This window comes from Halobellus marinus, assembly GCF_032113415.1.
Taxonomy (GTDB): domain Archaea; phylum Halobacteriota; class Halobacteria; order Halobacteriales; family Haloferacaceae; genus Haloquadratum; species Haloquadratum marinus.
The window spans coordinates 1,721,368-1,740,501 of the sequence record NZ_CP134946.1 but is presented as its reverse complement, the minus strand read 5'-3'; the positions used below and the strand labels follow the sequence as shown (position 1 = coordinate 1,740,501).

The 19,134-nt window shown below is 62.5% G+C and carries 14 protein-coding genes, 1 tRNA gene and 1 pseudogene; 6 read left to right on the top strand and 10 right to left on the bottom strand.

Annotation, left to right across the window (positions count from 1 at the left end; genetic code table 11):
- Positions 1-137: 137 nt before the first annotated feature.
- Together RJT37_RS08905 and RJT37_RS08900 are read right to left on the bottom strand one after the other, a co-directional pair.
- Positions 138-1,046, bottom strand: coding sequence for a class 1 fructose-bisphosphatase (locus RJT37_RS08905; protein ID WP_313689609.1), 909 nt, complete (start codon positions 1,044-1,046; stop codon positions 138-140).
- 235 nt (positions 1,047-1,281) lie between these two features.
- Positions 1,282-2,187: a DUF7409 domain-containing protein gene (locus RJT37_RS08900; RefSeq protein ID WP_313689607.1), complete on the bottom strand. Its 906-nt coding sequence runs from the start codon at positions 2,185-2,187 to the stop codon at positions 1,282-1,284.
- A 248-nt stretch (positions 2,188-2,435) separates the two neighbouring features.
- On the opposite strand from RJT37_RS08900, the gene RJT37_RS08895 reads away from it, so the two are divergent.
- From RJT37_RS08895 to RJT37_RS08880, 4 genes are all read left to right on the top strand, one after another.
- Positions 2,436-3,359 carry an ABC transporter ATP-binding protein gene (locus RJT37_RS08895; protein ID WP_313689605.1) on the top strand — a complete coding sequence of 308 codons (924 nt, stop codon included), beginning with the start codon at positions 2,436-2,438 and terminating at the stop codon, positions 3,357-3,359.
- On the top strand, positions 3,356-5,179 hold the full coding sequence (locus RJT37_RS08890) for an ABC transporter permease family protein (RefSeq protein WP_313689604.1): 1,824 nt from the start codon (positions 3,356-3,358) through the stop codon (positions 5,177-5,179). Before RJT37_RS08895 ends, RJT37_RS08890 begins: the two co-directional genes overlap by 4 nt.
- Positions 5,172-6,239: an ABC transporter permease gene (locus RJT37_RS08885; RefSeq protein ID WP_313689602.1), complete on the top strand. Its 1,068-nt coding sequence runs from the start codon at positions 5,172-5,174 to the stop codon at positions 6,237-6,239. Before RJT37_RS08890 ends, RJT37_RS08885 begins: the two co-directional genes overlap by 8 nt.
- Before the next feature lie 109 nt (positions 6,240-6,348).
- Complete coding sequence (locus RJT37_RS08880) at positions 6,349-6,690, top strand: DUF5798 family protein (RefSeq protein WP_313689600.1); 342 nt, start codon at positions 6,349-6,351, stop codon at positions 6,688-6,690.
- 135 nt (positions 6,691-6,825) lie between these two features.
- Here RJT37_RS08880 and RJT37_RS08875 read toward each other — a convergent pair whose 3' ends face one another.
- Complete coding sequence (locus tag RJT37_RS08875) at positions 6,826-7,254, bottom strand: CoA-binding protein (protein ID WP_313689598.1); 429 nt, start codon at positions 7,252-7,254, stop codon at positions 6,826-6,828.
- A gap of 288 nt (positions 7,255-7,542) precedes the next feature.
- Here RJT37_RS08875 and RJT37_RS08870 point away from each other — a divergent pair, with 288 nt between their 5' ends.
- Positions 7,543-7,836, top strand: coding sequence for a hypothetical protein (locus tag RJT37_RS08870; RefSeq protein ID WP_313689596.1), 294 nt, complete (start codon positions 7,543-7,545; stop codon positions 7,834-7,836).
- A 149-nt stretch (positions 7,837-7,985) separates the two neighbouring features.
- On the opposite strand, the gene RJT37_RS08865 is transcribed toward RJT37_RS08870, so the two are convergent.
- Together RJT37_RS08865 and RJT37_RS08860 are read right to left on the bottom strand one after the other, a co-directional pair.
- The gene (locus tag RJT37_RS08865; protein WP_313689595.1) at positions 7,986-8,597 is read right to left on the bottom strand and encodes an RAD55 family ATPase; all 612 of its coding nucleotides are present in this window, start codon (positions 8,595-8,597) and stop codon (positions 7,986-7,988) included.
- 245 nt (positions 8,598-8,842) lie between these two features.
- Complete coding sequence (locus RJT37_RS08860; RefSeq protein ID WP_313689594.1) at positions 8,843-9,724, bottom strand: geranylgeranylglycerol-phosphate geranylgeranyltransferase; 882 nt, start codon at positions 9,722-9,724, stop codon at positions 8,843-8,845.
- 95 nt (positions 9,725-9,819) lie between these two features.
- Here RJT37_RS08860 and RJT37_RS08855 point away from each other — a divergent pair.
- Positions 9,820-9,894, top strand: a tRNA-Arg gene (locus RJT37_RS08855).
- A gap of 332 nt (positions 9,895-10,226) precedes the next feature.
- Here the strand turns inward: RJT37_RS08855 and RJT37_RS08850 are convergent.
- The 5 genes and pseudogenes from RJT37_RS08850 to RJT37_RS08830 form a co-directional block, all read right to left on the bottom strand.
- The gene (locus RJT37_RS08850) at positions 10,227-11,618 is read right to left on the bottom strand and encodes an ATP-binding protein (protein WP_313689593.1); all 1,392 of its coding nucleotides are present in this window, start codon (positions 11,616-11,618) and stop codon (positions 10,227-10,229) included.
- Between the two features lie 158 nt (positions 11,619-11,776).
- Positions 11,777-15,235 (bottom strand): ATP-dependent helicase, encoded by a 3,459-nt coding sequence (locus RJT37_RS08845; protein ID WP_313689591.1) that lies wholly within the window; start codon positions 15,233-15,235, stop codon positions 11,777-11,779.
- Positions 15,232-16,134: a RecB family exonuclease gene (locus tag RJT37_RS08840; protein ID WP_313689589.1), complete on the bottom strand. Its 903-nt coding sequence runs from the start codon at positions 16,132-16,134 to the stop codon at positions 15,232-15,234. The genes RJT37_RS08845 and RJT37_RS08840 overlap by 4 nt, the downstream gene beginning before the upstream one ends.
- Complete coding sequence (locus RJT37_RS08835) at positions 16,131-18,188, bottom strand: PD-(D/E)XK nuclease family protein (RefSeq protein WP_313689586.1); 2,058 nt, start codon at positions 18,186-18,188, stop codon at positions 16,131-16,133. Before RJT37_RS08835 ends, RJT37_RS08840 begins: the two co-directional genes overlap by 4 nt.
- A gap of 461 nt (positions 18,189-18,649) precedes the next feature.
- Positions 18,650-18,775: pseudogene (locus RJT37_RS08830) on the bottom strand (IS6 family transposase); the annotation flags it as partial.
- Positions 18,776-19,134 lie beyond the last annotated feature (359 nt).

Here is a 19,134-nt window from a genome sequence, read left to right as displayed (position 1 = left end):
CGAGGAACTTTTCGACGGTTCCCCCCGGTGAACAGGAGCTAGTTTCTTTCTTTTCTATATATCTTTAGAGAACCCATAGATAGTAATTTCCGGGAATTTAGATAAAAGTTTGAAACTGTGCGTTGGTTTTTCTTTCGTCAATCGCGGTCGGCCATATAGGACTCCAGGTCGTCGATCAGTTCCCGGTTCCCCACGTAGACGGGGGTCCGCGCGTGGAGTTCGTCCTTCTCGACGTCGAGCAGCGACTGGTGGCCGTCGGAGGATGCGCCGCCGGCAGTTTCGACGATGTAGCCGACGGGGTAGCCCTCGAACTGGACGCGGAGTTTTCCCTCCGGAGCGTTCCCAAGCGTCGGGTACCCGAAGATGCCGCCGTAGGTGAGCACCTGGTTCACGTCGCCGATCATCGCCCCGCCGTACCGGAGTTTCATCGACGGATCCGACTCGATGCTCTCGACAAACTCCCGGAACTCCTCGACCCAGTGGGGAACGCGGCCGCCGAATCCATAGACTGTCGGATCGTCGGGAAGCGAGAGCTCCTCGTGGACGACCTGGTAGTTGCCGTCGGGGTGGATGACGTACTCGGTGACGGTGTCCGTCTTTTCCCGGGCGGTGACCATCGTGGTCGTCGCGCCGTAGAGAACGTACGCCGCGGCGACGATGTCGCGGCCGGTCGCCGGCAGGTCGTCGTCGTAGATGGCGACGATGGTCCCCATCGCGGCGTTCGGCTTGAGGTTCGAGGAGCCATCGAGCGGGTCGACACAGACCGACAGGCCGTTGCCGACGTCGATGCCTTCCTCGCGTTCCTCGCTGGCGTAGACGCCGACGTTCTCGATTTCGCTGATCCGCTCACAGAGGAGTTCGTCGGCGAAGACGTCCGCGGCCATCTGGGTCTCCCCGGACGGGTTCTCCTCGCCGTGAGCGACCCTGCGGCCGGGGAGGCCTTCACGGATCTCCGGGGCACTGCGCGCGACGACGTCCAGGACGGCGTCGACGGTATCGCTCGTCTGTCCGGTCTCGTCCGGTGTCGGGTTTTCTCTGGTGACCATCGGATCACTCGTGTCAGGGACGACAGTGAGTTCGCTTCGAAATGCGATCACTCGGTAGATAAACTCTTTGTTGCCAGTTCATCCCGGAAATCCCGTCAAATTGCCGCAGAAGTACTACAGCAGTGCTTTTCGGTGGGTGCCACCCGGCCGGTGGGTCGGCTCGAACGCACGCCGGTGGCCAGTGACGTTCTCTCGTCCAGAGCTTAGCCAGTGACGTTCTCTCGTCCAGAGCTCACTACGAATCGTGCTCGCGCGCGAGGCGACACCACGCGGTGACGCGGTCGACGTCGACATCGAGGGCGTCGGCGACGCTCTCCGGACTCGCCGTCGCAAGCCGCCGGACTGATCCGATCCCGGCCTCCCTGAGAGCGGCGACGGTTTCCGTATCGAGGTTGTCGATGGCGGTCAGCGGCGTCGGTGCACTCCGTTGCCGCCACGCCGCCTCCGCGTCCGTCGCGGGAGCCTCCCCGGTATCGATTCCAGCGGACTCGTCGGAACCGCTCGCGTTCTCCTCTGCTCCTTCCGCAGTCCCACCCCTCGCGTGGGCAGTACGCTCGCGCCACGCTGCCTCCGCGTCCGCCGCGTCGCCGGAGCCGTCGGCCTCGGTTTCCCCGGATTCGGACCACCCCGACGAGTCGGCGATCCACGCCCGCTCGTCGTCGTCGAGGCCGCGCACCTGCGAGGAGCGACGGCCGAGGTCGGTCCCGCCCCCGTCGAGCGACCACGAAAGCGAGTGTTCGCGCCTGATCTTGGCCGCGACGCCGGGATTGACGCCTGCTTCCTTCAGATCTCGGTAGGCGACGCGTTTCTCCGTGAGGTCCTCGATCGTGAGCTCAGAGTCCCGGAGGACGGTGCCGGTCTTTGGCCCGACGAACCGCAGATCCTCGAAGGCATCCGGCGTCGCAGTCACGTCGGACTCTTCGCCGTCCCCATCCCGGTCTGATTGCTCGTCCGCGGCCTCCTCATCGTCGCTCTCGTTGGAGACTGTGTTCCACGGTAACGGGATGTCCAGATCGTCGGGGTCGGGGGCGGCCGCACGCGCCTCAGCATCGTCAGCGACCGCTTCGATCCCCCGTTCGACGGCCCCCTGGCTGTCGGTCGGTCGCTGGCGGCTGTCGTCCGAATCCCCCTCGTCAGTCACGCTTACCTCCGTCGGTTTGTACCTCCGCAGTCGGGAACTTGAGTATTTCCGTGCCTGTCATCTAGTTGTAAGGCGTCGGACGGGTGCACGACGCCGCCCTGCCGACGCCGCCGGCGGCCCGGCCGGAGATCTCTCAGACTGGGATTTTAGAGATCCGGCGGGACTCCGGACCGATATTCTAAAGATTCGGTGGAACTCCCGACGGCGGAGCCGTCGGGTTTATTTCGAGCGCCGCCGTCGCGCCGGTAATGGCGAAGATTCGCGTCGAGGGGCTTCGGAAGACCTACGGGGAGTTCCCCGCGGTCGTCGACAGCGACTTCGCCGTCGAACGGGGGGAGATCTTCGGTGTTGTGGGGCCGAACGGCGCGGGCAAGACGACGACGCTGAAGATGCTCGCTGGCCTGGTGGAGCCCACCGAGGGGGTCGCGCGGGTGGCCGGCTACGACGCCGGCGATCCGGAGATGCGCCGGAACCTGGGCTTTCTCCCCGAGGAGTCGCCGCTGTACGAGGATATGACGCCCCGCTCGTATCTCTCCTTTTTCGCCGACCTCTACGACGTCCCGCGCTCAGCCGCCCGGGAGCGGACCGAGAAGACGCTGGATCGGCTGGAACTCGAACATCGGGAGCGCCGCCTCGGCGATATGTCGAAGGGGATGAAGCGGAAGGTCGCGATCGCCCGCTCGCTGGTCAACGACCCCGACCTGCTCATCTACGACGAGCCCGCGTCCGGGCTGGATCCACTGACGACGAACTACGTCCTGGAGTTCACCCGGGAACTCGCCGACGAGGGCAAGACAGTCGTCTTCAGCGCGCACAACCTCTATCACGTCGAGAGCATCTGCGACCGGATCGTGATTATGAACCGCGGCGAGATCATCGCCCGCGGAACCGTCCCCGAGATCCGCGAGCAGTACGGCACGACTAGCTACCACGTCTTCACGACCGTCCCGGTGGAGGGCGCAGAGCGGGATCAGCGGTCCGAATCCGAGCGGTACCGGAGCGTGGTTGCCGATATGGACGCCGTCGAGCGGGTTCGCGAACGCGCGGTCGAGGCGGGCGGGGAAGTCGTCGATATCCGGACGAGAGAGCAGAGCCTGGAGGACATCTTCCTCGATCTCGCCGGAGAGACATCGCCCGCGACGACCGAAAGCGACGGGGGCGGCCGACAGTGAAACGGCCGCTCGGGGAGCATCTCGCGGCCATCCGGCGCATCGCCCGCTGGGAGATCGAGCGGTCCGTCGGGATCGTGGATCGTCGGACGGCGGTCCTCGGTGTCCTGGCGCTCCTCCTCGCCGGGACGATCCTCGGCGCCGGGGCGCTCGCCGGGAGCGTCGCGCTCGATCGCGACATCTACCGCGTCGGAGTCGCCGCCGACAGCCCCTACCGCGAACCGGTCGAACGGAGCGTCGCGCTCGATCCGCGGCCGCCCGAACCGGACGCGCTCGCCGACGGCGACGTCGAGGTCCTCATCCACAACGGCGAGTTCCGCGCCGCCGACACGCCGAAAGGTCGCGCGGCGCTCGCGGAACTCCGAACGTCGGTCCGCGAGTACAACACCGGGCGGATGCAGGCCGAGGAGAACGGTTCCGCGGCGTTCCCGGTCGTCGCCGTCCTGCAGTACGTCTCCCGCTCGGACGGCATCCCGGACAGCGCGCTTGCAGACGGCGACGGCGCCGGCGGCGGGACCAGCGCCGAGACCGACGGCGGTGGCGGCGGGGGCGGTGATGGCGGAACAGCCACCGCAGGGAGCGACGACAGCGGTAGTGACGGATCCGCAACGAACGGAGGTGGCGGACCCCTCGGCGTCCCCGCACTCGGCGGCATCAACCCGCTCGGCGGCGGATCGGGCGGCCCCGCCGATATTCAGCCGCCGTTCCCGTTCGGTTCGCTCGTCCTCGCCTTTGTCTTCTTGGTGCCGATGAACTTCGTCGTCCAGGCGTACGGGAGCACGATGCTCAACGAGCGGATCAACCGCCGCGGCGAACTCCTGCTTGTCGCGCCGGTCTCCCCGGGCGACATCGTGGCGGGGAAGACGCTGCCGTACCTCGGCGCGATGGTCGCTGTGACGGCGCTCATCGCCGTCGCCGTCGGCGGGAGCGTCGTCGCGGTCGCCGCAGTCCTCCCGATCGCGCTGGTCTTTCTCTCGGCGACGTTCGCCGGAGCGATGTTCGCCCGCTCGTTCAAGGAACTCACCTTCGTCACGGTCACCGTCTCGGTGTTCCTGACCGCGTACACGTTTGTGCCGGCGATCTTCACGAACGTGACGCCGATCGCGCTCATCTCGCCGCTGACGGTCGTGGTGCGTGACCTCCAGCCCTTCGCGTCGGTGACGCCCGGCGCATTCCTGTTTGCGACGGTTCCGTTCACCCTCTGTGCCGGCGTGTTGTTCCTGCTCGGGATCGGGATCTACCGGGAGGAGGATCTCTTCACCCAGCGGGCCGTCCCGCTGAAGTTCCTCGACGCCCTCGATGCGCGCGTCTCTCGGCCGCGCGACGTCGCCGTGCTCTCGGGGCTCTCGATCCCCTTCGTCTTCGTGGCGGAGTTGCTCGCGATCGCGATGCTGTTTGCGCTGCCGGTGTCGATCACCGTTCCCCTCCTCCTCTTTGTCGTCGCCGTCGTCGAGGAACTCGCGAAGAGCCTCCACGTCTTTGCGGCGTTCGAGAGCGGGACGTTCCCGCGAACCGGACGCGTCGCGCTCGTCCTCGGGGCGCTCTCGGGGCTGGGCTTTTTCGTGGGCGAGAAGTTCACCGCCGTCGCGCAGGTCGTAGGCCTTCCGGAGTTGGCGCTCGGCCAGGCCGCGTTCGCCCCCTCCGGGATCGGCATCTTCTCTGCCGCGGGGCTGCTTTTCGCACCGCTCGTCCTCCACACCGTCACTGCGGGACTGACCGCCCTCGGCGCGATGCGGGACCTGCGGTGGTACGCCGCTGCCTTCGTCGGCAGCGTCCTCGTGCACACGGCCTACAACCTCACGGTGGTGACCTACCTTGGCTGACCGCACGGACCCGCGGGTGACGATCGCCCGCCGCGAACTCGGGAGCCTGCGGAAGGAGAAGACGATCGTCCTCGCGCTGACGCTGCAGCTTTTCATCGCGGCGTTTTCGTCGTTTCTGGTCGTCGGCCTCGTCTCGCTGTACGATCCGGGACAGGTCGACGGCTACGACGTGGATGTCGCGGTAACCGGCGACGCAGCGGAGGACCTGATCCGCGCCTCGCGGGAGGTCCGCGGGGTCGATGCGGAGTTCTACCGCTCCGAGGAGACGGCAATGCGAGCGTTCCAGGAGTATCGCGCGACCGGAATCGACGCTGTGATCGTCGCCGAGACGCGCGACGAACGAGTGTTCGTCCGGGCCGTCGCGCCCGACTCGAACGTGCAGACGACGATCGTCGTCGTGCAGTTGCGCGACGTTGTCCGCTCCTTCGAGCGCGCAGAGCGGACCGACCGGGCGGCGTTCCTGTCGTCGACGCCGCTGGATCTGCCGCCGGAGGCATCGTCCAGCCCGTACTTCGGCTTCACCTACACGGTGTTGCTGCCGCTCCTGCTCTTTTTGCCGGTGTTCATCGCCGGGTCGGTCACCGTCGACTCCCTGACCGAGGAGATCGACCGCGGGACACTGGAGTTGCTCCGGGTCGCGCCCGTCTCGCTTTCGGACGTCGTCGACGGAAAGCTGCTCGCAGCGGCGGGACTCGCCCCGGCACAGGCCGCGCTGTGGGTGCTCCTGTTGGAACTCAACGGCACTGCCGTCGCAAACGTGTTCGCCTTGCTCGCCTTGGTCGCGGGACTCGCCCTCCTGATCTGCGGGCTCGGCGCTACGATCGCCCTGCTCACACCCGAACGGCGCGCCGCACAGTTCCTCTACTCCGTGGGGGTGTTGTTCGTCTTCGGGGGCACGACCCTGTTACCGCACGGCCCGGTCAACGCGGCCTCGCGGCTCGCCATCGACAGCGCCGGACGGGCGGAGTACGTCGCTGTCGCGGCCGTCGTCGTGGTCGCCGTCGCCATCTACGGCGGGCTTCGAAGGCTGATGGGTCGGATCGACGCAGACGATCTGTGACGGAACGACTGCGCGGACGCGACGGCGAGCGTCCCCTTTCGGTGACGACTGCCGCTCTTCTGCACCTGCGAGGCGGAACGCACTCAAACCCAGGGGTCGCAGTAGGAGTATGGGACTCGGAGGGACGGCAAAGAAGCTCCAGAAAGTGACGGATATGGCAGAGGACGTCTACACGCGATTGAACGACCTCCGCGATCAGGTCGTCGAGATGCGTGAGACGACCCAGGAGACCAGCGACCGCGTCGACCGCCTCGAAAAGGAGGCTGCGGAGATGCGTGCGCTTCTCGAAGCGCTCGCAGAGCGGGAAGACATCGACGTCGAGCGCGTCACTGCGGACGCACATATCTCCGAAGCCGAACGGTCGACCGCGGCCGACGCCCCAGGCGAGACCTCGGAGGCGGACGACGCATCCGAGTCGGACACGGTCGAAGAGACCGAGTCCGAGATCTGAACGGTAACGATCCTTCCGGACGTACTGCGTCCGCTCAGAAGCTGACGGATTGACAATTCCCCGTTGCTCGTCTCCTCCCCCCGAGCGCCGCCAGCGGCGGTGGCGCTCGGCGGTGAAAAGTGAGAGTAATCAGTGTCAGTCGACGAGCCGGGCGTGCTCCACTTTCATACATTTGTCCTGAACGAAGTCGAGCCCCGCGTCCGTGGCCCGCTGTCCAGCCTCGGCGTCGGTGATGTGCAACTGGAGCCACACGGCGTCGACGTCCCCGACCGATTCGTGGCGCTCGACGGCGGCATCGACGATGTCGCCCGCCTCCTCGCTGGGCCGGAACACGTCCACGACGTCAATCTCGATCGATTCGGGCACGTCCGCGATCGAATCGTAGGCCTGCTCGTCCAGCACCTCGTCGGCGAAGGGGTTGATCGGGACGACCCGGTATCCGTGTCGCTTGAGGTACGCGGGGATGTCGTGGGCAGCCTTCCCGGGAGTGGTCGAGCAGCCGACAACCGCAACTGTCTCCGAATCGAGAATCGATCGAAGTCCGTCGTCGCCGGTGACGTGCATACGATAATGGGCGTGTGCAGGCAGTAAAATACTGGCGCGTCGGTCAGGACAGGACGACTGGCGAGGGGTTGAGGGGACTGCTGCGATGCGATGTGCGGGGAGACGAATTACGGGAACAGCGTTTGGAACTCTTCGCTCACTCGATCGCACGACGTCGTACGATCCGATGAGCAATCAGTTGTAAACGTCACTACAAGAATGGCAACCGACTCGTCAGGTCCGACGACCCGCCAGCTATCCCGAATTGACGCCCACAGACTTAATTCACGAACAGTAAAATCCGAGACTATGAATTCGGGAGATCGACGACAAAAACTGACGCTTCTATTCATCGGCCTATTCGTTCTGTTTGCGCCCCTCCTCATTCTCGTGGCCACCATCGAAGCTTTGTTGTTATTCGGCGATATCGACTTCGCCGATCTGACTCCCGTAGAACTGCTGGAACTGTATCTCCTCGATCTCGTTTTACTCGGTCTGTTCGCACTCGTCGTGTATCGCCTGCTGCGCTATTTTCTCGATAAGCAACTTCCCGAGGTCATTGAGGCACTCGAGGCGGAAGACGACGACCAGGAGAATGAGTGATACGAGAAACGAGAGACGCACCGTGTATCCACCACGTGCGGGACCGCCAGTTCCGTAACTCGGGGAAATCGACTGCGAGAGAGGACGGGTGAAGTCGACGAAGAGTGGTCGTTCGGTTCCCTTTTATACCGACTGTCGTGAGTGATTGATCAGTCGTTCGCGAGCCGGACCGACGGCGGCCCGTCCTCTTGGGTCGTGATGATGCCGTCGAACAGCTGTTTCAGCGTGTTCATCGTCTGATCGTCGTGGGCGCTCGCGTCGATGGCGAAGACGCCCAGCCCGTCGACGCTCTGGATGCGACCGGTGAAGACGTGGAGAAAGCGGAACACCGTCTGCAGATCGGCGTACATCAGAAGTGTCGAAAGCGAGTGGAGCATCACGCGGTTTCGCTCGATGCCGCGATCCTGGTAGAACGACTGGAGGAACTCCGAGATTTTGATCCCGATTCCCGTCATATCGACCGGCGAGGAGGTGTACTTGATCCGGTCGTCGTCGCGGATCTCCACGACTCCCTGTTGCCGGGTGACGCAGTCGACGATCGCGACCGGCCGGTCTTCGAGAGAGACACGCGATCCAAAATCGTCCAGCACACGGTCTGCGCCGTCTTTGGTAGTGACGATGATCGCACCTTCACCTTGCTCCGTCCCGGATGCCAGGATGTCCAGACAGAGCGACCGCTTTCCGGAAAGCGGCGGGCCGCTCACTAGGACATTCGTTCCGGGTGGGACCTCTGCATCGAGGTCCGTGCCGAGGTCATACATCTGAACTCCTCGGCGCCGAACCGCCGGCTAAAGGGGAAATACTGATCGTCCGATGGATCGACTCGCCGGGAGTCATTAGACGAATAGACGATAGCGGGTACAGATAATATTCTTTTTGATTACTCCTAACGAAATGTGGCACGATCAGTCGACGGATCGGCGGTCCGCCAGTCGAATGTCGTAGTGTCTGCTGTACGTCTGCGAAGAATGTCGCGGCTCTCTTGCAATAGTTACAGCCGACAGTATCAGTATCCCGGGACTCCGCCGACAACTTCGACCGCCCGACCGACGACGAACGCCGCCGTCGCGAGAAACATCCCGCGTTTGAGTCGCTGCTGGGCGAGCGAGGCGTCAGAGAAGGAGCGTACGACCGCCGAGAGCATCACCCCGTCGGCAGGCACGACGAGCGCCAGATAGAGAACGCCGAAGGTTCCCATCAGATACGGAGTGACACTCGCCACGACGGCGACGGCCAGGATAGCGCCGGCGATCCGGAGGGCCGTCGATTCGCCGACGACGAGCGGGAGCGTCCGAAGCCCTTCTTCGCGGTCGCCCGCGAGATCCTCGACGTCTTTGACGATCTCTCGTGTCACCGTCGCCAATCCCGCAAGCGCGAACAGCACGAGCACGGCCGGCTGATCCAGTTGGCCGACTGCGGCAGCCCCGAACAGGAACGTCGAACCGGTCAGATAGCCGACGACGACGTTGCCGACTGCTGGCAGGCCTTTAAATATCTCCGTGTACGCCACGAGCGCGAGGAGGTTGATTACGGCGATGGCGATCGCGAGGGTCGGGAGCACGACCGCGGCGGCCACGGCACCGAAGAAGAGTGCAACGCTGAAACCGAGTGCTTCGCGTGCAGTAACGGCACCACGCGGTATCGGACGTTCCGGGCGATTGAGGCGGTCGATCTCGCGGTCGAAGTAGTCGTTTACCGCGTTCCCCGCCGCCGTCGCGAAGACGGTGGCGAGGACGGCGGCAACGACAGCGAGCGGTCCCGACGCCAGTCCCGCGGCTACGAACGCGCCGGTGAAGGTGAGTACGCCGGCGGCGATGGCGTTCCCCGGCCGTGTGAGTCCGAGGAGACCCCGGGCAGTTTCTGTCCCGATCGTTCCGCCGCTTTTCATAGGTCGTCCGTTCCGCGGCTTCGAGATAAAGGACGCGGACTCGTCCGGGGCGAATCCGTGGGTTTAAATTACCGTATCCCGGTATCTGCGAGCGAGGGCGCTTAGCTCAGTTTGGACAGAGTGCTTGGCTTCGGACCAAGTTGTCGCGGGTTCAAATCCTGCAGCGCCCATCATTCTGCGTAACGGGCCACATTTGGCAGACGGCGGTACGTCGCTCATAAAGGAACCCCTCTTCGGCCGTTTGGATTTCATCACGCTGCGGAACGGGGGTCGCCGGTGTTATGCGATTCGTTCGCATTTGAGTGACCCTGTGGGGACATAATACTTGGGTAGAGAGTGTAATCGGCGGCGCGCGCGAGAAACTTTGGTCGTCTTCCCGCCACTCAACTCAGCGATTCAGAGGGCCTGTCCGAACTGAAGTAAGCCAGAATCCCCTCCGGAATTAACTATCTGATGTTGATTGTCCGTCGTATATACTTCCCTACGATTGGTGTTGAGGTACTCAGGACGGCGTGAGTAGGTCGTCGATGTCCGCTACAGTAAACAAGGACCACGAGTCATCGAGTTGTGCTTCGAGACCGGCGACGAACCCGTTTTTCGAGAACAGGGCGAACTGCTCGTCTCGATCCGACGGTCCCCATCGGACGTTCTCCGCCTTTGCTCGTAGACTCTCGACGAGGTCTTCCCCAGCCGGATCCGTCGTCCACTTACATTCGGCGAGGAGGACTCGGTCGTCGTTCGGTGCCAGCCCGACGATATCGATTTCCTCTTCTCCGTACCACCAGCGACCGACTTCCGAGTACGGTTCGAATGCGCCGCGTCGAATCCCTTCCCAGACGGCTTCTTGGCATACGTCCTCGAACGTGGTTGCGACGTGCGTTGGGAGGTCCGGTTCAATCGTCCCGTCGTACACGATCTCCGGTGCTTCCTCGATACTGGACCGATGCGGCTCGACATACCGAAACCAGAACCGAAGGAACTCGTCCGCAACCCGGTACCGTGACCGCTTCGATTTCTTCCCCGAGGCCGTGACTGGCACATCTCGTTCGATGAGGCGGAGTCGGCGAAGTGTCTGTAGGTACTTCGAGAGCGGTCCCGGATCGATCCCCGTTGCGCCGGAGATCTCGTTCGGTGTCGTATGGCCCAGTGCGACTGCTTCGAGGATGCTCATGTACCGGGCTGGGTTTCGGAGCTCGGTGCGCAGGAGGAACTCGGGTTCGTTATACAGTACCGCAGACGGTGATAGGACGTGTGATCGAATGTTCGCCGCGAGCGACTGGTCGTAGTCGAACAGCGTGAGGTACATCGGGGTACCACCTGTGACGGCATACGAGCGAACCGCGTCCGTGATATTGTATGAGATGACCTCTCGTGCCTGTTGAAACGAGAACGGCGTTACGTCGAGTTGGGCCGTTCGTCGCCCGTACAGTGGGCTCTCGTGACTCAAGATCTCTGACTCCATCGTGCTCACGCTCGACCCACAGAGCACCAGCATCGAGTCCGTTCCATCGAGCTCCTGGTCAACGAATGCTTGCATGTACGATGGGAGTGAGTCGTTCTCTTCGACGAGGTACGGGAACTCGTCGATGACGACGACAAGGTCCTCCCGCTGGAGGTTTTCCCCGAGGTATTCGAACGCTTCGTCCCAACTGTCGATTCGAGGGACGCGCTCGTCGAAGTAGTCCGCAACTTGGTCGAGGAACTTCTCGCGCTGTCGATGCTCGGCTTCCTGCGCGGCAAGGAAGTAAATGTGGGGACGGTCAGCACAGAATTCTTTGAGGAGTTCCGTTTTCCCGACCCGACGCCGGCCATAGACGACAACGAAGTCCGAACCGGGGGACTCCACCGCACCCGTGAGTGTATCGAGTTCTTCCTCCCGGTCGAAGAAGGTCATACTTAGGATAATGATTACTGCGATAATGACTTAAGAATTCGGGTGGAATCCCACCGGAGTGTTTCTCGCACTGCGACCAAGACACCGAATCTGACGAGGGATGCAGGCGAGGTGGGAACTGGATGTACGGGAAACTGTTTTCGCTTGGTGTCGACTATTCACTCCTCGAACCCGGAACCGACGGTAAACGAGGCCGGTGCGCAGGGAAGTTGGTTGTGCTGACACCACCGGCAGTGCTCACCCGAAGTGTACTGACTGAACGAGAACTCAGCAATATGGTTCATCGACGACGTCACGTCATCTCTGACTGCTTCCAGATCACCATCGCTGAACGTTCGGGATTCGACTTTCGGCCCGATGTCACCGACATAAGCGTATCCCGCGCGTGCGACAGGCTCATCGTACAGGTCACGGCACGCTAACAGGTAGATCGGGAGTTGCTTATCGTCCTCCAAGTCGCGGTGACGTTCGGTCGCTTTGTAGTCGATGACGACCAGTTCGTCGTCAGGCGTCCGGTAGACGGCGTCAATATAGCCGACGAGTTCGTGCCCATCGATACTGAGTTCGAATTCTCGCTCCGCGTCGATGATCTCGTAACTGGGGAGATCTAACTCGAAGTACCGGTCGATGCATTGTTTTGCCGCCGAGAGCGCGTCCTCAGCGCGGCGCTGACTGGCGAGTCGCTCGCAGATCTCGTACCACTCCTCACGACGTTCCACCCCTTGATTCGCGGCTTGCTCAGCGGTGTCGTGGAACAGCAATCCGATCTCACGTTGCGATGCACCTCCCTTCGCATCGCTCGTGGCCGCGGTCTCCTGATAGTCGGGGAACGCATTGACCACGTAGTCCAGATAGTGACTCCGCGGGCATTCCTCATAGGTCGCCAGCGACGTGTAGCTGTGGGAGAGCGATGGCGACGGTGTCGACGGGCCAGTCAGCGACGCAACTTGGAGGATTTCCCGCTCGGCTCTCGGTGAGAGACTTCCATCCAGAGTGGCCGTTGCCAGGTTTAGCACACGGTCGAGCGCAACCCCAACCGCGAGTTCTTCCCCATCGTGTCTGACAGTACCGCCGACACTTCCGACGGTCTCGCTGGCCAGCGTGTTCGTCCAGTCTACTGCGTCGTCCGGGAGACACTCTTGGACATCAGTCCAGAGCGGGAGCTGTCCACGCTTCGGCTGCCACGGGATTCGAGATGGGAGAATCTCGCCGACCACTTCCGAAACCGAATCCTCGTCCGCAGCATCGTCGCCTTCCTCGCTGCCACCCTGCAGGACGAGGATGTCCTCGGCTCGCGTGATCCCGACGTGGAACACACGGCGGGTCTCACGAGCATCACGCTCGACGAAGTCCTGCGCGAACGCTGCCTCTGGGCCATCCGAGAGGCTGGTTTCGAGCGCGTCGTACGTGCGTGAACTTGGTGCCCACTCGTCGGCGGTGACTTGTGGGATGAGGACGACCGGGAAGTCCAGGCCCTTGCTTTTGTGGATGGTCATCACGTTGACCGCGTCGTCGGCGACATCCGGCTGACTCGTGGGTGTGGTGCCACTCTCGTCGAACAGGGAGTCGTAGTGTTCGAGCGAGTCGATGAACTCCGGGGTCAGCGGAGGTTGGACGGCACTGTCTCCGTACTGTTCGATGACGTTTTTCAGTTGGGTGAGATCCCGGCGCTCCTGCTCGCTGAGATACCACTCGATGTTCGTGCGGTCCGTGAGTTCGCGGTACAGGTGGCTGAGCGACGCCGAATCACGAATGTCGAGTAGTTCCGTGGCGTGCTCGCGGGCTTCTGCGACGCGGTCGGGCTCCTCGAACTCTTCGAGCGGCGTCTCACGGAGGGTGTCCACGAGTGAATCGTCGCCCGCGTTGAGCGTACGGAGGTCCGCATCGCAGAGCCGGTATCGCATCAGGAGGACGCGGTTCCAGCTCACCTCGTCTTCGGGGCGTGCGAGTGCCTTCAGGTAGGCGGTCACGGTGCCGACGCCGACTGATTCCGTGGCCAGATCCCCAGCAACCTGGTATGGGATGCCAGCGTCTTCGAATTCCTCGATGACGGGTGTTGCGTGGGCGTTCTTCCGGACGAGTAACGCGATGTCGCCAGGGTCGTACGCCTCGTCGAGGTTGTCTGCCGCGCCGCTCACCAGATTCTGGACGACGGTGCGAAGCTGGGTCGCACCGTCCGCATCGTCCTCGTCCGGCAGTTCGACGGTTGCGACGGTGTCGCCGTCGTACGCAGGTTCGTCGACGCGTATCAGTGTCTTGTATCGTTCGCGGTGATCGAGTTTCTGAATCGCTTCGTTCGCCAGGTTGAGGATCGGCTGTCGGGAGCGGAAGTTCTCCTCCAGCGGTTCGTCCGTGAGCGTTGCGAATGCGCGGTCGAGTTCGTCGGTAATGTTGGCGACGTTCGCGCCGCGCCATTCGTAGATCGCCTGATCGTCGTCGCCGACGACGAACAGATTATCGTCGGTGACGAGTGACGTGACGAGGTCGAACTGGAGGCGGTCCGTGTCCTGGAACTCGTCGCAGAATACGTAGTCCCACCGCTCGGCGATTTCCTCACCAACCGGCGAGTCCATCAGCGCAGCCGTCTCGACCACCAGGCCGTCGAAGTCAAGGAGATTGCGCTCGTCCAGTTCTCGCTCGTACGCAGCGTACCCGGCGGTGAGATCTCGGGCAGCAAGACAGTCGGAAACGAACGAGTCGAGGTGGTCCGTGAGTTCAAGATCCAGATCGTCCGGGATCCCTTTCGGAGCACCGCTTGCGTATCCTCCGAACAGGTACTTCGGGAGTTTGTACGCGTTGTCTGGCAGGTCACGCTCGCCATCTTCGTGGGCCTCGAACGCGGTTTCAAGCGCATCACACAGATCGACGAGCCGGTCGAGGAAATCCCGAGCACTGGCTTCGATCCCGTCCGTTCCCAATGCATCGCGTTCCACGGCGAGCTCATCGCGCACATCGGGAAGTGAATCCAGCACGCTCGACACGGACCGGCCGCCGAGATGATCGCTGGCAATCGTTTCGATGCGCTCCGGGAGGTCGGCGAGATCGTAGACGCGGTCGGCGGGCCCGAGGAACGCGTCGATGTCGTCTGGCGAGATACCGCTGCGCTTCATCGACCCGATAAAACTGAGCAGCTTCGACGCAGCGCCGGACGCGTACCCGTCGCTGCCGTACACGTTGGGTTTGACCGACCGGTACTCGATGTCGTCGAGAACATCCAGCACGATAGCGTACTTCTCGGCGTCCGTGGCGACCTCGAAGTCCGGGTCGATTCCGGCTTCGTACGCGTAGTCAGTGAGGATCTCGTTACAGATCGAGTGGTACGTGTACGCGTCGATGTCGTACCCCGCTGTCCCAAGTTTCGCGTTAAGCTTCTCCCGCATCGAGTCCGCCGCGTTGTTCGTGAACGTCAACGCGAGAATCCGGTCTGGCGAGACGTCTTCCTCGTCGATGAGGTGCTCGATCTTCCGCACCATCGTGAACGTCTTCCCCGTGCCTGCGCCGGCGAGGACACGCATCGGGTACGCATCGGAGTTGATGATTGTCCGCTGTTGAGGCTCTGGGGACACGTCTTCTTCCGGCACCGGGAACCAGGACGGGTACTCGGACTCGCCGCTCATCGTTGCACCTCCGTGGACAGTCGGTCAGCACACATCTCTCGATAGTCGCAGTCCGGGCACGCCTCCTCAGTAATAAGGTCGAGCGGTTCCGGCTCGTACGTCTCACCCGTGATGCCGTCGTGTGCGGCACGGATGAGCGCCCAAATCGTGTCGTAGTGGTTCTCGTAGATTTCCGTGGTTTCCCGAGGCCAGCCACGCGCGGACACGTCGTATCCGCTCGGGGTGCTCTCGAACGACGTGCTGTTGAGGATCCCGTAGAAACTGAACCGAACCTCCATCCCGTCCTCGTAGAACGGTTCGTTCTTCACGCCTTCGACGTATGTCGCCGTCTGGAACGCGTTCCGGACCCGCTTCGGTTCGTGGGCCTCTCCGTCGAAATGGTCGCCAAGGTACTCGGCCGTCCCCGACGAAAGAACCCCGTCCGTGTTCCGCTTGTAGTCGAAAATGTGCAGCCCGTCATCAGTCCGGACGACGTTGTCAGCTTTCCCGTGGAGTTCTCGACCATCCACTTCGCACTCCACCCAACATTCCGTGGTGATCGAGTAGCGAGCGTGCTCGATCCCGTCACCGCCGTCCGGATCGAAGAATGACGCGATGGCAGCGCGATTCTCAGCTCGTTGGTACTCCTGATGCGCAGCGGATTCGTAGTCATCCGGGGTACTGTGTTTGTCCCACTTTGCATCGAAGACCTGCATCGCCCGGTTGTGTATCGTCTCCGGGTCGTCATCGCGGTCAGTCGCATCACACACGTCCTCGATAGTCTCGTGGTAGATCGTTCCTTGGTTGAGATACAGTTCTGTACGGTCCGGCGCGTTCACGTCTTGCGCGTAGCGGTAGTCGTACAGCCGCGGACACGTCGCGTAGTTCGCTAACCGCGACGGGGAGAGCGATGAACTCATCGCCGCACCTCCCCGTTAGCGAATTCGACACGTGCACGCAACGCTTCTCGGAGCTCGTCTCCTCGGGAGCCGCTTTGTTCGAGCAGGTCCTGAATCTCTCCGAGTTCCGCTTCGACCTCGTCAAGCGACACCGTCACGTCCTGACTGTTCGCGCGGCGCACCTCCGCGAGCGCGTCGTCAACCCGCGACAGCAGGTACTGCTCCGCTGCTTGCTCACTCGTAATGTGTGGCTCATCGGCCTCGGTCACCCACGGAAGATCCTCATACGCTGCTGTGAGGAACCGCGACGCCTGCGTACGCTCTTCGAGCGCCGTGTCTTCGTACTCGTAGAGACAACAGTAGAGCCGGTCTGTCGCCGCGCCAGCACCGACAGCCAACCGTCGCCGCGCGTGCTCCGTGTGGTACTGCGCGAACGGTCGTCCTGACGCTGTCGACGTCGTCGGGAACGTCGCATCCACATCCGCTCCATCGAGTTCCGTTACACCCGGATAGTCCGGCATCGACGCGACTCGCTCGCTCGGGAACAACCGTGTCAGGAACGGGTCACCTGGGTACTCACTGTCGACGAGATTTACGAGAAAGACCGCGCGAAAGGACTCGTTCTTGATCGCTTGCAAGTGATCGACGCGGACGCCGCCGTCGAGGTCCGTCGCGCTCGTCTGATTCTGCTGCGGTGCGTATTCGTGAGCGCGTTCGAGCATCTCCCTGAAGGACTCCCACGTCGCTTCCACGAACTCGGTCTCTTCGAGGAACTCGGCCATGCGGAACGCCCGTCGGACGTTCCCGAACTGCGCCCGTGCATCCAACGGGGCCGCCCGTTCCGCGATCCGCTGTTTCAACCCAGCGTCTGTCGCCCACCAGTGAATCGCATCTTCGACACTCTCCGTCTCGCTGACTCGGTCCAAGCGGTCCGTATCGAGCTCCGGACCGTGGTCGGGTCCATCATCTTCATCGTCGGCGAGATACCGAACGGCCGCGAGGAGTTCCCGAATCGCAGGGTCGTCACCGAACCCGGTGACGGTTGTCGATTCCGTCGGAATCCCGGTGCCTTCGAGCGCTTCGATAGCGTCCGTCACCGCACTACCGCTTTGCTTCGTGGCGACAGCGATGTCGTCGTACCCCCAGTCCGGCTGCGCGACGAGGTCTTCGATCTCGTTCGCAATCTCGGCGAGCTGTTCGTCACTGGAGTCTGTAGCGAGGACGGACACCGACCCAACTCCCGGATCTTCTGGGACCGTTTCGTCGGCGAAATAGGCTGCCGTCGCAGCTGGTCGCGCCGACGGCGTCCCCGATGCCCCACGTCGGGATTCGCTGAACGAAACATAGTCCGTGACTGGCCCTGTCTCAACCCACGTCCGGCGCACACTCGCGTGCTCTTCGGCGACACAGACGAGCTCGCAGTCTCCCGCGAGGGCGTCGAGATACGCGCGATCAAGCGGGAAGAACTCCTCAAACTCGACTGCGAGCACCGCGTTGAAATCAACGACGTCGCCGCGGGCATCCCCGGTGAGGACATCGAGCGCTTCCGAGATGAGTTGCCCGCGCTCCATGTGCCCGTGCTCGGCGAGCCACTCGTGGAACGCGTCAAGCGCAGCCGTGATGTCACGGAGTTCCGGAGTATCGTCAGGCCTGACCGTCTGCCAGGAGATCGTGCCCATCACGGCATCCACATCCTCTATGAACGACGGTTGCGCAGACGCCCGTTGGAGGTACTCCGTTTCCCACTCGTAGTCTGCGAGGAACCGATACAGGAGTTCCCGCCGCAGGGCGTCGGAGAGAATGACGCGGTCATCGGTCTGGTTGAGGACATCGGTCGCGTGCACCACCGGCGACGTCACGTACGGCGTCGCCGCGCCCGGCAGTTCCTCACCTAACGCTTCACGGAACGTGTCCGCGCTCGTCGGCGCACCGGTGATGACGAGCACATCCTCAGAATCGTGCTCGTCGAGAAGCATCCGGTATTCGTTTCGCGCTATCCGTTCGACGTTTTCACCCCCGAACGGTACCGTGACTAACGTCCCGTCGAACCGCCGGTGAGATGAGTGATCAGACATATCTGTTACCCTCGGACGAGCCGCGTGACCCGAGACAGCATACCGGTGTCGTCAGCGGCTGTCTCGGTATCGCGTCGTGCATCTTCAATGACACTGGGCTCATCAATCCAATTCTGGAACCTGTTCGCACTTTCAAACTGAACCGCCGGCCCGTAAATACCTGCCCGGATATGGGCTGGCGTGGCCTTTCTGGAACTCCCAGCATTGCTGCTGGTCCAGATGTGCCGAGAAATCAGCGACAATCCGCCCGTCATCCTTGAAATCAAGTTCACACAGTCCGTCGGACAGCGCACTGATCCGCTTCCGACGCCCCGGATCGTGCTCCTGCTCGGCGGGTGTCTCCAGTGGCACGTACTCCGGCGGTTCCTTCTCGGCATACGCGTACAGCTCCGCGAACACGTCCCGAGCATCCGCGAGCCGATCCGACTGGTCCGGAAGCGAAATATCCCGCTGCAAGAACAGGTGGCACGACACCGATCGAAACCGAACCGCGCAGGCTCTGCGACGGTATTCGACAACGAGAGTCCCGCAAAGTGAAGTCGAATACCCGGCTTCATCGCCCATTCCGGTGTCACCTCTCGTTCCACAAAATCTCACTCGAAACAGCCGGTACTTCGCTTGAGGCGGTCGATTTCTGGCATAGATCAACAGCAAATCGTACCGCCTCACTCTTCGTCCTTATCTGAACAGTGCCACTCGCTCTACGAGAGACTCACGCAGGACAGGCTTGTACTCAAGCCGTTGTACGCCGCTCAGCATCCGCAGTTGGAGAAGACTTGTGTTTCCGCCTACCCTGCTGGGGAGTATGATCGTGGAGCCCTCTCGAATGTTTATCACAACCGAATCCAGCTGTCAGTGACGAAACTTCGGACGTAGTCGGAACGTACGACGGCCACGCTAATTCGGTCTAAGTTCAAATATCGCATAATTGAGTCCCGATTCATCT

Bases quoted from the DNA above. Each gene is read 5' to 3' on its own strand.
- RJT37_RS08905 (WP_313689609.1), bottom strand. From the start codon at position 1,046: ATGGTCACCAGAGAAAACCCGACACCGGACGAGACCGGACAGACGAGC.
- RJT37_RS08895 (WP_313689605.1), top strand. From the start codon at position 2,436: ATGGCGAAGATTCGCGTCGAGGGGCTTCGGAAGACCTACGGGGAGTTC.
- RJT37_RS08880 (WP_313689600.1), top strand. From the start codon at position 6,349: ATGGGACTCGGAGGGACGGCAAAGAAGCTCCAGAAAGTGACGGATATG.
- RJT37_RS08875 (WP_313689598.1), bottom strand. From the start codon at position 7,254: ATGCACGTCACCGGCGACGACGGACTTCGATCGATTCTCGATTCGGAG.
- RJT37_RS08870 (WP_313689596.1), top strand. From the start codon at position 7,543: ATGAATTCGGGAGATCGACGACAAAAACTGACGCTTCTATTCATCGGC.
- RJT37_RS08865 (WP_313689595.1), bottom strand. From the start codon at position 8,597: ATGTATGACCTCGGCACGGACCTCGATGCAGAGGTCCCACCCGGAACG.
- RJT37_RS08860 (WP_313689594.1), bottom strand. From the start codon at position 9,724: ATGAAAAGCGGCGGAACGATCGGGACAGAAACTGCCCGGGGTCTCCTC.
- RJT37_RS08850 (WP_313689593.1), bottom strand. From the start codon at position 11,618: ATGACCTTCTTCGACCGGGAGGAAGAACTCGATACACTCACGGGTGCG.
- RJT37_RS08845 (WP_313689591.1), bottom strand. From the start codon at position 15,235: ATGAGCGGCGAGTCCGAGTACCCGTCCTGGTTCCCGGTGCCGGAAGAA.
- RJT37_RS08840 (WP_313689589.1), bottom strand. From the start codon at position 16,134: ATGAGTTCATCGCTCTCCCCGTCGCGGTTAGCGAACTACGCGACGTGT.
- RJT37_RS08835 (WP_313689586.1), bottom strand. From the start codon at position 18,188: ATGTCTGATCACTCATCTCACCGGCGGTTCGACGGGACGTTAGTCACG.